Origin of the sequence: Flavobacterium antarcticum DSM 19726 (assembly GCF_000419685.1) — a bacterium.
In the GTDB taxonomy this organism is placed as follows: Bacteria; Bacteroidota; Bacteroidia; order Flavobacteriales; family Flavobacteriaceae; genus Flavobacterium; species Flavobacterium antarcticum.
In genome coordinates, this window is the sequence record NZ_ATTM01000001.1 from 287307 (window position 1) to 300592 (window position 13286).

Here is a 13286-nt window from a genome sequence, read left to right on the forward strand (position 1 = left end):
TTACCTAGAAAAAAACAAAACACATGACAACACCCTTACTTGAATTTAACGACAAAGGCATTTACTGTTCCCAAGCCGACGTTTACCTCGACCCGTGGAAACCAGTCAAAAATGCTATTATCACTCACGGTCATGCCGACCATGCCATGTGGGGAAATGAACGCTACATCACACATTCAAGTAATGTTCCAATCATCAAACACCGACTCGGAGTTACAAATGTAGTGGGTAAAGAATGGAATGAAACTTTCGTTATCAACAACGTGAAATTCTCTTTTCATCCCGCAGGTCATATTATTGGTTCGGCTCAAATTCGTGTCGAACATAAAGGCGAAGTTTGGGTTTTTACTGGCGATTATAAAACCGAAGACGATGGAATTTCCGTTCCGTATGAAGTTGTAAAGTGCCACACGTTTATTACCGAATGTACTTTTGGATTGCCTGTTTTTAAATGGTTGCCGCAAGCACAAGTGATGAATGATGTAAACGAATGGTGGGCTGAAAACAGAGCGGAAGGAAAAACATCTGTTCTGTTTGGTTATTCTTTGGGAAAAGCACAACGACTACTTAAATTTCTTGACCCAAGTATCGGAACAATTTACACTCACGGAGCGATTGAGAATATGACGCAAGTGCTTCGTGCACAAGTCGACTTTCCGGAAACCACATTAGTCACTCGGGAAACTAAAAAAGAACAACTTTTAGGAAATATTGTTTTGGCTCCGCCAAGTGCCCACGGAAGTACTTGGATTCAAAAAATGACACCTTACGTTACTGGTTCGGCCAGCGGATGGATGGCATTTCGTGGAGCAAGAAGACGCAGAGCGGTGGATAAAGGTTTCGTGTTAAGCGACCATTGTGATTGGCAAGGTTTACTGGAAAGTATATCGGCAACCGGTGCTGAAAAAATAATTGCAACACATGGTTACAGCGATTTGTTTTCAAAATATTTACGTGAATTAGGTTACGATGCGCGAACTGCGAAAACCCAATACGAAGGAGAATTAGGCGAAATGCAAGGGAAAGGCGAAAAGGAAATGGAGAGTGAAGAACTTGTGACAAAAGTATCAAAAACGAAAACCCTACTGACATAATGAAAATGTTTGCCACCTTAATTCGGATTCTCGACAGTACCAATAAAACTACTTTAAAAGTCGAAGCCTTGACGGATTATTTCCGTGAAGCTCCGCCAACAGATAAAGTATGGACCATTGCATTGTTGTCGCATCGTCGTCCGCCGAGACCTGTAAATACAACACTTTTACGGCTTTGGGCAAATGAATTAGCAAATATTCCAATGTGGCTTTTTGAAGAAAGTTACCACATTGTTGGCGATTTAGCTGAAACAATTGGTTTGATAATTCCAACCACAGACAATAGTACTGATAAAAGTTTGACCACTTTCCTCGAAGAAATCATTGCTCTAAAAAAGAAATCAGAAGAAGAAAAGAAAGTCTATTTACACGAAAATTGGTTGGCTTTAAATTATTACGAGCGTTTTGTCTTCACTAAATTAATAACAGGAAGTTTCCGAATTGGAGTTAGCCAAAAATTAATGACGCGTGCTTTGGCGAAAGCCGAAAACCTTGACGAAGACGTATTGGCATACAAATTAATGGGAAATTGGGAACCGTCAACAATTACTTATCAAGAGTTAATTTTAGACGAAAAAAGCAGTGATTATATTTCCAAACCCTATCCATTTTATTTGGCATATCCGTTAGAAATGGACATCAAAGATTTAGGAAATCCAAGCGATTGGAGTGCCGAACACAAATGGGACGGCATCCGTTCGCAAACCATCATTCGCGACGGGCAAATTTTTGTTTGGAGTCGAGGAGAGGAATTGGTGACCGATAAATACCCCGAATTTGGCGCCTTCATAAATGTAATTCCCGACGGAACAGTTTTAGATGCGGAAATTTTGCCTTTTCCAAACGGCGATATTGGAACGTTCAACGACTTGCAAACCCGAATCGGAAGAAAAACAGTAAGTGTAGCTTTGTTGAAAAAAACACCCGTAATTCTGAAAGTCTATGATATATTAGAATGGAAAAACGAAGATATTAGAACGGTTGCTTATCAAGAAAGACGCTTGTTATTAGAAAAATTATTCGAAGAAATAAAAAATAAAGGTTTACCCATCCGACTTTCGGAAAGAGTTCAATTCTCTACTTGGGAAGAATTAACCGAAGAGCGAACGCGTTCCCGAGAAATGAAAAGCGAAGGATTGATGCTCAAGAAAAATGATTCACCTTACCTCGTTGGACGAAAAAAAGGAGATTGGTGGAAATGGAAAATTGCTCCTTTGACCATTGATGCCGTTTTGACTTATGCGATGCGAGGTTCTGGTCGACGATCCAATTTATTTACGGATTATACCTTTGCCTTATGGCAAAATCAGGAAGATGGAACGCGGGAATTAGTGACTTTTGCAAAAGCCTATTCCGGACTTACCGATGCCGAATTCAGAAAAGTAGATGATTTTATAAAGAAAAACACACTCGAACGTTTTGGTCCGGTGAGAAGTGTAACGCCACAATTGGTTTTCGAAATTGGATTTGAAGGCATTGCACTTTCCAAACGACACAAAAGTGGAATTGCTACGCGATTTCCAAGAATTTTGCGTTGGCGATTAGATAAAAAAATTGAGGAAGCGAATTCAGTTGATGATTTGAAGAGTATGATTATTGGTAGTGATGTTGAGGAATAAAGTAATTGCTTGATAAGTATTTGAAAAATTGTCTCGCAAAGGCGCGAAGACGCAAAGCGAATTACGTAAATATTTGTACGTGAAATATTCAGTATTTGATTAAAAAAAATAATTAAATACCCGATAACTTAATTATTCCAACCTTTGCGTCTCTGCGCCTTTGCGAGATAAAAAACAATAAAGCGAGAAAAATAATAAACCGAAATAAAATAAATGAATCAAAAAGAACTAATCGACATAGGAAAATCATTCTTTCAACGCCAAAGTTGGAACCCATTCCCATTTCAATTAGAAACTTGGAAAGCATTTTTGCAAGGAAAAAACGGTTTACTTCACGCGCCAACAGGAAGTGGAAAAACATTTGCACTTTGGATTCCAATTGTCCTCAATTACATTCGTAAAAATAAACACTATAAAGAAAAAGCACCTCCGGGATTAAAAGCAATTTGGATTACACCTTTGCGAGCGCTTTCAATTGAAATAAAACAAGCGGCAGAAAAGATGATTCTTGATTTGGAATTGCCTTTGACGGTTGGCATTCGGACAGGGGATACTTCTGCTTCAGACCGCGCGAAACAGAAAACCAAAATGCCTGATTTGCTAATTACAACTCCCGAAAGTTTGCAATTATTATTGGCTACAAAAGGCTACGAAAAAATATTCAAAAACTGCGAAGCGATTGTAATAGACGAATGGCACGAACTATTAGGAACCAAAAGAGGTGTTCAAATGGAATTGGCGCTTTCTCGTTTGAAAACGATAGTTCCAAAATTACAGGTTTGGGGTATTTCAGCAACAATTGGCAATTTGGCGCAGGCCCAAGAAGTGTTATTTGGTATCGAACAAAATCCAGACGAAACGATTTTAATAAGTGCGAAAATCAATAAAAAGATTCGTGTTGAATCCATATTGCCAGAGAAAATGGAAACGTATCCGTATCGAGGTCACATGGGTTTGCATTTGTTGGACCAAGTTGCGGAAATAATTCGAAGTAGTAAGACAACTTTAGTTTTTACAAATGTGCGATCGGCTTGTGAGTTGTGGTTCCAAAACTTACTCGAAAAATATCCCGAATTTGCAGGAGAAATGGCAATGCATCACGGAAGTATCAGTCGGGAAACACGTCATTGGGTGGAAAATGCGATTCGGAATGAGGAACTGAAAGTCGTGGTTTGTACTTCAAGTTTAGATTTAGGTGTCGATTTTGCACCTGTAGAATCGATTGTGCAAGTTGGAAGTCCAAAAGGTGTCGCCCGATTTTTACAAAGAGCGGGAAGAAGTGGACACCAACCTGGTAAAGAAAGCCGCGTTTATTTCTTGGCAACTTATGCGATGGAATTGATTGAAGCTTCTGCATTGCGAAAAGCGGTTAAGTTAGGTTTAGTTGAAGATCGAGTTCCGTATTTGAACAGTTATGATGTGTTGATTCAATACTTAAATACGTTGGCGGTTTCAGATGGATTTTATCCTGATGAAATTTATAAGGAAGTAAAATCTACGTTTTGTTTCCAACATATTACGAGAGAAGATTGGCAATGGATTTTGAATTTTTTGGTTTATGGAAGTCAAAGTTTGCAAGCTTATGATGAATTTAAAAAAGTAGAACTAGACGAAGACGGTTTGATGATTATCCGAAGTCGGCGAACGGCAATGCATCACAGAATGCAGATTGGAACTATCGTTGGTGATGCTTCAATGAGTGTCAAATTTTTAAGCGGTGGCTATATTGGCTCGATTGAAGAATCGTTCGCGTCGCGATTACAGCCGGGCGACACTTTTATTTTCGGTGGAAAAAGACTGCAACTTTTTGCGATTAAAAACATGCAAGTGTTGGTTCAAAAAGCTCCGGCGGGAAGTAAATCTAAAGTGGTGAGTTGGTCGGGCGGACGAATGTCATTTTCGGCACAAATGAGTGAATTGTTGCGACAAGAAATTCATTTGGCAAACCAACCTGATGAATTATCGGTTGAGTTGAAAGCATTAGAAGTGATTTTTAAAAGACAAAGAAAAGAATCAATCATTCCTAACGCGGATGAATTTTTAATAGAAACGTTCAAAACGCGAGAAGGTTATCACGCAATATTCTATCCGTTTGAAGGTAGATTTGTACATGAAGCTTTGGCAAGTGTTTTGGCGTATCGTATGAGTTTATTGACTCCAATCACATTCTCTTTGGCATATAATGATTACGGATTTGAATTATTATCTGACCAAGAATTTTCTATTCAAGATTTATTGGATAACAATTTATTATCCACTTCCTATATTCACGCTGATTTGCAGCAAAGCTTAAATGCTACTGAAATGGCGAAAAGAAAATTCCGCGACATCGCCGTAATTGCCGGTTTAGTATTCACGGGAATGCCTGGAAAAGCAGTTAAAACAAAACATTTGCAAAGTGGAACACAATTATTATTTGAAGTTTTTAAAGATTATGAACCCGATAATTTATTACTGCAACAAGCTTATCGAGAAACATTTGAACACCAACTCGAAGAAGGCCGACTTTTATTGGCTTTGGAACGAATTGCAAAACAAAAAATCGTAGTGAAGGAATGTTCAAAACCAACGCCGTTTAGTTTTCCGATTATTACGGACCGCCTGCGCGAAAAATTATCAAGCGAAACATTAGCGGAGCGAATTAAAAAAATGACGGCTTCTTATTTGAAATAATGTGGTGAATTTTTGCCACGAATTTCACTAATGAGCACGAATTTTTTTTACAAATAATTTTGATAGTATTAATGTTCGACATTGAAAAGTTTTTGTCTGATTAAGAATTTCTCTATGCTCTAAAACTTATCATTAATTAGTAAAAATTCGTGCAATTAGTGGCTAAAAACAATATTTTTTTACAGAAATATTACGATTTAATTAGTGAAAATACGTGTAATTTGTGGCAAACAAAATACTGTTCGCAAAGCGAGCAATCTATAAAATTATATGATTCTTGAAACTACGATTAATGACCAATTATTCACCATGCATTCCAGCGGTGCTTTATTTTGGAACGAAAAAAACACTTTACTAATTGCCGATGTTCATTTGGGAAAAGTAACGCATTTTAGAAAAAATGGTTTCGCAATTCCTAATGATGCTTTGCATAAAAATTTCGAAAAGTTGATAGAAGTAGTTGATTTTTTTAAAGCTTCAACCATTCTTTTTCTAGGCGATTTATTTCACAGCACAAAGAATAGCGAGTGGGATTTATTTGTGAAGTGGTCAAAGGAATGTACTTGCGAAATTGTCTTGATTGTCGGTAATCACGATATTATTGACGCTCAAAACTATATCAATAACGGAATAAAAGTTGTTGATTATATCCGAATGGACGATTTTTTATTAACGCATCATCCTACAGAAGTAGAAAGGATGTTTAATTTTTCAGGCCATATTCATCCGGGAATTGTGTTGCGAGGTTTGGGAAGAGGTCATCTAAAATTGCCGTGTTTTTTTCAACGAAAAAATCAAATGATTCTGCCTGCTTTCGGAGCCTTTACAGGATTGGGCATCATGAAACCACAGGAAGGTGATACGATTTTCGCGGTTACGAAAGAGGAAATTGTTTTGATTCGGAAATCTGTAGATTAATTCAACGCAAAAGGAGTGCTCAATTTGAAACTTGGCACAATCACTTTAAAGTTTTTCGTTGATGTAAAATTAATCATATTGAAATACCCTCTCATCGCTCCAAAAGGCGACGACAAAAGACATCCTGATTTGTACGTGTGACTTTCTCCGGGTTTAAGAACGGGTTTTTTGCCAACTACACCTTCGCCAATAACCGTTTCTTTGTCATTTAAAGAATCTAAAATTTCCCACATTCGAGAAATCAATTGAACGGAATCTTTACTGTGATTTTCAATGGTAATTTGGTAACTAAAAGCAAAGTTGACCTTGTAGTTTTTAAAGTAAGTACCTTCAAAACTAGTCAAAACCGATATTTTTATACCTCTTGTTATTTGTGTAACCATTGTAAAACTATTTTTTCAGCGAAATTCGTTTATAATATTTGATAAAAATACTTCAAAAAGGAGAGGAAACCAAATTTTACACTAGTTAGTAATGTTTTCAGAATTCGCACTTCCTCTTCCAACCACGCGGTCGTACCGTTGTCCGTTTTCTCTGTAATAAATTAATGCGGTGTATTGATTTTCAGTTTGATAAAAATTCCCATCAATCGCGTTTTCAGAATCTACAGTTCCATTTTTGTCGGCAATCTCATATTGGAAATTAGTAAAGCCTTGTTTTATGAATAATGCTTTTTCGTAAAGTCCGGTTTTCGCATTATAGTCCATTTTATTTTCTTCAGCCAATCTGTAATTGTTGAACATTCCGTTTACGTAAATATTTTTCTTGCCAAAATAATCAGGAGCCGAAAGACTGAAAAATACCCAAGCATAATCAGCTTCTACATAATTGTTCTCAGCATTCAAATTTCGGACGAAGAAATTACCATTGACATCGGGGAAAAAGGTATATAATTTATTTTTTCGCGCTTCGTTGATATACAAAATCGAATTATAGGTTTGATTAGAAGTCACTTTAGCGACAGTATTGTTAACCGCACGAATGTCTTTATTGTCAAAATTCAGAAACTCATTTCCTGCCCAAAACTGGGTTTCTGCATCGTATTTGTAAATCAAATCATTGCCAATCGTGTACATTGGTTTTACATTTTTGATCGCTGTACTAAAACTGCCATTTTGCAACAGCATAATTTTCACATTATTCAATGGATTTTGAAATTGGAGCGTTTCCGATTTTATAGAAAATTCTAAATTTTGCTTGTAATCGATAACCTTTCCATTTCTTGCTCGTTTAACTTGCATCGGTACCGAAACTAAATCTTCATAAAGAATGAATTTTCGACTGAAAACTACTTCTTTATTGTTGTTCAAAATCGTCAAAATATAATTTCCCGTTACTTTAAAGCGAGTAAATTTGTTAGGAAAACTCAATGTATAATGGGAATACAATTGCAAGGTATTGAATGAATTTTCATAATTCTGAATCCTTTGGTCGTCAAAACCATCGATATATTCTGCTTTTGAAAGTTCTGATTCGTTCCAATTGTAATCGTAGTGCGTCAAGGTGTAAAAATAATTGGCTTCATCGCCGAATAAATCGTCAAACTGAAACTGAAATCCTTCTCTAATATTAAATATAGGAACCACATTAGCGCCATTTTGCACAAAAGACACCGTTTTTATATTGTAGGGAGGAATTATTTCAGCAGTTTGACCTTGAAGTAACGTTGGAACGAAAAAAATCCAAATCAGAAAAGACAGTAATTGTTTTTGGGTAATCATAAGATTTATTTTTCTACTGTGTAAATATAGTTATTTCATTTTAGATGTTTTTTAATAAGAGTATATTCATGTTGTAGACTTAATGTAATAAAGAACTGCGGCATTATTTTTCAATAAATTTTGCATTATAGTTAAAAAATACACAATAAAACACACAAATAATAGTTATTTCTTAAATTTCCGCAACCAATTAAATAATTATATATGAAACAAATTACAAGAACGCTTTTGTTTTTATTAGCCTTACCGGTAACTATGGTAGCGCAAGAAATGAAAAGTGATGCGTTAATTCCATTTGATTCTAGTGTTAGAACTGGAAAATTAGCGAACGGATTGACCTACTACATTAAGCAAAATGCAAAACCTGAAAACAAAGTTGACTTACGACTTGTTATAAATGCAGGTTCAATTTTGGAAAATGATGACCAACAAGGATTAGCACATTTTATGGAACACATGTGTTTCAATGGAACAAAGAATTTTCCTAAAAACAAATTGGTTGATTATTTGCAAAGTATCGGTGTGAAATTCGGACAGCATTTGAATGCGTACACGAGTTTTGACGAAACAGTTTACTTCTTACCGATTCCTTCTGACGACCCTGAAAAATTAGAAAAAGGGTTTCAAATTATTGAAGATTGGGCTTTTAATGCGGTTTTAACTCCTGCTGAAATCGACAAAGAAAGAGGTGTTGTTTTAGAAGAATACCGAATTGGTCTTGGAGCTGGAAAACGAATGATGGGAAGGTTCATGCCTAAAATGATGTACAAATCGCATTATGCGGACCGACTTCCTATTGGTAAAAAAGAAGTTTTAGAAAATTTTACTCATGATAAATTAGTAAGTTTCTACAAAGATTGGTACCGACCAAATTTGATGAGTGTAATTGTTGTGGGTGATATTAATGTGGATGAAATGGAGAAAAAAGTGAAAGCGCATTTTTCTTCGTATCAAAATCCTAAAAATGAGCGTCCAAGAACAATTTACGAAGTGCCGAATCATAAGGAGACTTTCGTAGCAGTTGAAAGCGACAAAGAAGCGCCTTCTGCTCAAGTGCAATTGATTTATAAAGATTATGAAATGCCAAAACCAATGGTAACGGTGGGCGACTTCAGAAAAGAAATGGTCGAAGGATTGTTTTCAACGATGATAAATAACCGTTTGGGTGAGTTAGCGAATTCTCCAACACCTCCGTTTACTTACGGATATTCGTACCACGGCGGAACGTATGCGAGAACTAAAGAAGCGTATCAATCCTTTGCTATGTCGGCTGAAGACAAACAATTGGACGCGTTGAAAGTGTTGGTTACTGAAAACGAACGTGTAAAGAAATTCGGATTTACAGAGGGAGAATTAGAACGTGCAAAATCGGATTTCGTAGCAGGAATGGAAAATGCTTACAATGACCGTAATAAAACAAATTCATCTAGTTTTGTGGGTGAATATCAAGCGCATTTTTTAGAAAAAGAACCAACTCCGGGAATTGAATGGACGTACAATATGCTTGTAAAAGTGTTGCCGACAATTGAATTGAAAGACATTAATGGATTGATTAACGATTATATCAAAGAGGATAATCGCGTGGTTATTTTGACTGGACCTGAAAAAGAAGGGTTGAAATTGCCAAGTGAAGCAGAAGTTTTATCAGCTTTGAAAGTAAATACAGATGCAATTACAGCTTACGAAGATTCAGAAGTTGCTTCAAGTTTGTTGCGTAAAGATGTGAAAGCTGGAACTGTTGTTAAAAGAGAAAAAGATGCTAAAATTGGCACTACTACTTTGACACTTTCTAATGGTGTGAAAGTAACGTACAAGAAAACCGATTTCAAAAATGATGAGATTCTGATGAGTGGAATCAGTTTTGGAGGTAGTAATTTATATTCAAATGACGAGTTGAGACAAACTCAATTTGCGAATGGAGCTTTGACTGAAGCAGGTTTTTCAGGTTTGAAATTGAACGACATCAATAAATTCATGACGGGTAAAATTGCAAATGTGAATCCATACATTGGAAGTACTTCAGAAGGATTTAACGGAAGTGCAACTCCAAAAGATTTAGAGTATTTGTTCCAAATGACGCATGCGTATTTCACGGATTTGAATATGGACAAAGAGGCGTTTGACGGTTACAAACAGAAGCAGAATTCGTTTTATAAAAATATGGCTTCGACTCCGAATTTCTATTTCCAAAAAGAATTTTATGGGTTTTTATTGAAAGACAATCCAAGATTCTTCGGAATAATTCCTGACGATAAAGCGTGGGAACAAACAAATTATGAGTTGGCGTACAACAAGTATAAAGAGCGTTTTGCGAATGCAGGCGATTTTGAATTCTTCTTCGTAGGAAATGTGGATGACGCTAAAATGGAAGAGTATGCTGCTAAATATTTGGGAAGTTTACCAAGTACAAAGGAGCGTGAAAAAATGACTGATTTAGGTTTCAGAATGCCAAAAGGGGATTTAAAAAAGGTCGTAAATAAGGGAACAGACCCTAAAAGTAACGTAACGATTATGTATTTTGGTGACACGACTTATTCGCCAAAAGAAGCGTTAGCAATGGAAGCTTTAGGAGAAGTTTTGACTATCAAATTAATCGAGGAATTGCGCGAGAACGAAAGCGGTGTTTACGGAATTAGTGCACGTGGAAGTATGAGTAAAGTGCCTTATGGTTCGTATAGTTTTAATATTTCGTTTCCTTGCGGCCCAGATAATGCTGAAAAATTAACGCAATCTGCTTTACGTGAATTGAATAAAATAATTAAAGATGGACCTCAAGCCGTTGATTTAGCTAAATACAAAGAAGGGGAGTTGGCAGATTTCAAAAAGGACAGTAAAGAAAATCGTTTTTGGTTATCAACTTTGACTCGTGCTTACACAAACGGAACTGCAGCTTCTGATGTTTTGAAAATGGAAGAAAGAATCAAAGCACTTACCACAAAAGATTTGCAAGATGTAGCCAAGAAATATTTATCGAAAGATAAAGTTGTCGGAATCTTGATGCCGGAAAACTAATTTTTAGTGAATTGAAAAAGTAAAGCCTGATTTTAAAATCAGGCTTTTTTTATTTGTAACAAATTGGAATAATTTCTCTAGGTGCTAAACAGTATTTTGTAACCAATTCGGGACTTAACTTCTTGGTATAATCTTCTTCAATTACCTTAAATCCGATGCTTCTTAATTTATCAAAATAATCACGTCCATAAATCCGAACGTGGTCGTATTGTCCAAATATTTTAGCACGCTCTTTTTGGTCAACAATCGTATCATCTGCGAAAGTCTTCTCCCGATTTAAATCTTGTGGAATTTGGAAAATTCCCATTCCGCCTGGTTTTAATACGCGGTATAATTCCTGCATTGCTTTCGTGTCGTCAGGAATATGTTCTAAAACGTGGTTACACAATATGATGTCGTACGTATTATCTTTAAAAGGTAGATTGCAAATGTCCGCTTTTACATCAGCCAAAGGCGAAAACAAATCGGTTGTGGTGTAATCTAAATTTTTCTGATTCCGAAATAGTTTGTAAAATGCTTGTTCAGGAGCAAAATGCAATACTTTTTTTGGAGTCGTGAAAAAATCAGTTTCATTATTCAAATAAAGCCACAATAATCGATGCCGTTCTAACGACAAAGTACTTGGCGATAGAACATTATTTCGCTGTGTTCCGTAACCGTAAGGCAAGAAGTTTTTAAAACTCTTTCCGTCAATCGGGTCTGTGTACGTCGAACCTTTCAAAGCAAAAGCCATAATTGGTCGCGCAACATAACTCATCCGAATTAATAGCGGGCGGGGAATTGTGTTTAAAATGAATTTGAATATTTTTTTCATTGAATTTTAAAAGGAATTTAATGAATCGTTTTTCACACAGATTACACTAATTCACAAAGATTTTTAAAGAATAATTCGTTTGTATTTTAAGCTGTCTTCGCCAAAATTTATAATTAAACCTAATTTATTTTGAGAACACGCAAGATAATTTAAAGTTTGTTTGGTGTCGCTCAATGTTAATTGAGAAATAGCTTTCACTTCAAAAATGATTTCATTAAACACTACAAAATCGGCTATATATTTTCGAGGTAAAATTATTTCTTTATATGCAATTTCATATATTTTTTCTCTTTGAAACGGAATTGAATTTATTTTAAACTCATATTCCAATGCATCTTTATAAACAACTTCACTATGACCTTTACCAAGAATCCTATGCACTTCCATGCACAATCCTATAATTTTATAGGTTTCCTCTTTCAAATAAAAATCATCCATAAGCCAAATTTAATTCGTGTAAATCTGTGACCCGAGAGCTATGCTAGAAGAGACGAAGTAAATCTGTGTAAACTTTTACAAAAAGAATTTAATTCCTTTCAATTTAAATTAATCCAAATTTAATTCGTGAAAATCTGTGAAATCTGTGTAAAATTATAAAACTAAAGGTTGCATTCTAAATTCATTTTCTTCATCAGAAACAATTCCCAACGCTTCATAAACATAGCCAAAAGTTGAAAGCAATTCGGGTCTTCCATTTACAATTGCTACATTGTGTTCAAAGTGTGCACTTGGTTTTCTATCAGCCGTAACAATCGTCCAACCGTCTTTTAACGTTTTGATATTTCTCGTTCCAAGATTAATCATCGGTTCAATTGCGACAACCATTCCTTCAACGAATAATTTTCCACGTCCTTTTTTACCATAATTTGGCATTTCTGGATCTTCGTGCATTTTGCGTCCTAATCCGTGTCCAACTAATTCGCGAACAACCGTATATTTATGTGCTTCACAATACGTTTGAATCGCATTTCCAACATCTTCCACACGATTTCCTATCTTCAATTCCCGAATTCCAACGTATAAAGATTCCTTCGTAACTTGAAGTAGTTTTTTAGTTTCGGGAGCCACTTCGCCAATTTCAAAAGTATAAGCGTGGTCGCCATAAAATTCATTCAAAATTGCACCACAATCTACAGATACGATGTCGCCATTTTCAATTGGTCGGTTCGTTGGTAAACCGTGAACTACTTGCTCATTCACACTCGTTAAAAGTGTTGATGGACAACCGTAAAGTCCAAGAAAACCTGGAGTTCCTCCGTTGTCGCGTATGTATGCTTCTGCTAATTTGTCTAAATGTAAAGTAGTTACGCCTTCTTTGATTTCGGTCGCAATCATTCCTAAAGTTTTCGAAACTAGTAAAGCGCTTTGACGCATCAACTCAATTTCTTCTCTTGATTTCTGGATAATCATTTTCTTATTTTTTGATTGTGCAAAA

Annotated in this window: 10 protein-coding genes; 5 read left to right on the plus strand and 5 right to left on the minus strand. The window is 35.9% G+C overall.

What is annotated here, in order from left to right; all coding sequences use genetic code 11:
* The first annotated feature begins 23 nt into the window (after positions 1–23).
* The 4 genes from YWA_RS0101350 (at position 24) to pdeM (ending at position 6304) form a co-directional block, all read left to right on the plus strand.
* Complete coding sequence (locus YWA_RS0101350) at positions 24–1094, plus strand: ligase-associated DNA damage response exonuclease (protein ID WP_022826698.1); 1071 nt, start codon at positions 24–26, stop codon at positions 1092–1094.
* Positions 1094–2713, plus strand: a complete 1620-nt coding sequence (locus YWA_RS0101355; RefSeq protein ID WP_022826699.1) for an ATP-dependent DNA ligase — start codon at positions 1094–1096, stop codon at positions 2711–2713. The genes YWA_RS0101350 and YWA_RS0101355 overlap by 1 nt, the downstream gene beginning before the upstream one ends.
* A gap of 213 nt (positions 2714–2926) precedes the next feature.
* Entirely contained in the window at positions 2927–5386 is a 2460-nt protein-coding gene (locus YWA_RS0101360) for a ligase-associated DNA damage response DEXH box helicase (RefSeq protein WP_022826700.1), read from the plus strand.
* A gap of 270 nt (positions 5387–5656) precedes the next feature.
* The gene (pdeM, locus tag YWA_RS0101365; RefSeq protein WP_022826701.1) at positions 5657–6304 is read left to right on the plus strand and encodes a ligase-associated DNA damage response endonuclease PdeM; all 648 of its coding nucleotides are present in this window, start codon (positions 5657–5659) and stop codon (positions 6302–6304) included.
* On the opposite strand, the gene apaG is transcribed toward pdeM, so the two are convergent.
* Positions 6301–6687 (minus strand): Co2+/Mg2+ efflux protein ApaG, encoded by a 387-nt coding sequence (gene apaG, locus YWA_RS0101370; RefSeq protein WP_022826702.1) that lies wholly within the window; start codon positions 6685–6687, stop codon positions 6301–6303. The two genes, pdeM and apaG, sit on opposite strands and share 4 nt — an antisense overlap.
* A gap of 81 nt (positions 6688–6768) precedes the next feature.
* Complete coding sequence (locus tag YWA_RS0101375) at positions 6769–8025, minus strand: type IX secretion system plug protein (protein WP_022826703.1); 1257 nt, start codon at positions 8023–8025, stop codon at positions 6769–6771.
* Positions 8026–8229: 204 nt separating this feature from the next.
* Between YWA_RS0101375 and YWA_RS0101380 the strand changes: the two genes are divergently transcribed.
* Entirely contained in the window at positions 8230–11037 is a 2808-nt protein-coding gene (locus YWA_RS0101380; RefSeq protein ID WP_022826704.1) for a M16 family metallopeptidase, read from the plus strand.
* A gap of 49 nt (positions 11038–11086) precedes the next feature.
* Here YWA_RS0101380 and YWA_RS0101385 read toward each other — a convergent pair whose 3' ends face one another.
* The 3 genes from YWA_RS0101385 to map form a co-directional block, all read right to left on the minus strand.
* Positions 11087–11851: a class I SAM-dependent methyltransferase gene (locus tag YWA_RS0101385; RefSeq protein WP_022826705.1), complete on the minus strand. Its 765-nt coding sequence runs from the start codon at positions 11849–11851 to the stop codon at positions 11087–11089.
* 63 nt (positions 11852–11914) lie between these two features.
* Entirely contained in the window at positions 11915–12289 is a 375-nt protein-coding gene (locus YWA_RS0101390; protein ID WP_022826706.1) for a GxxExxY protein, read from the minus strand.
* Positions 12290–12442: 153 nt separating this feature from the next.
* Positions 12443–13261, minus strand: a complete 819-nt coding sequence (gene map, locus YWA_RS0101395; protein WP_022826707.1) for a type I methionyl aminopeptidase — start codon at positions 13259–13261, stop codon at positions 12443–12445.
* Positions 13262–13286 lie beyond the last annotated feature (25 nt).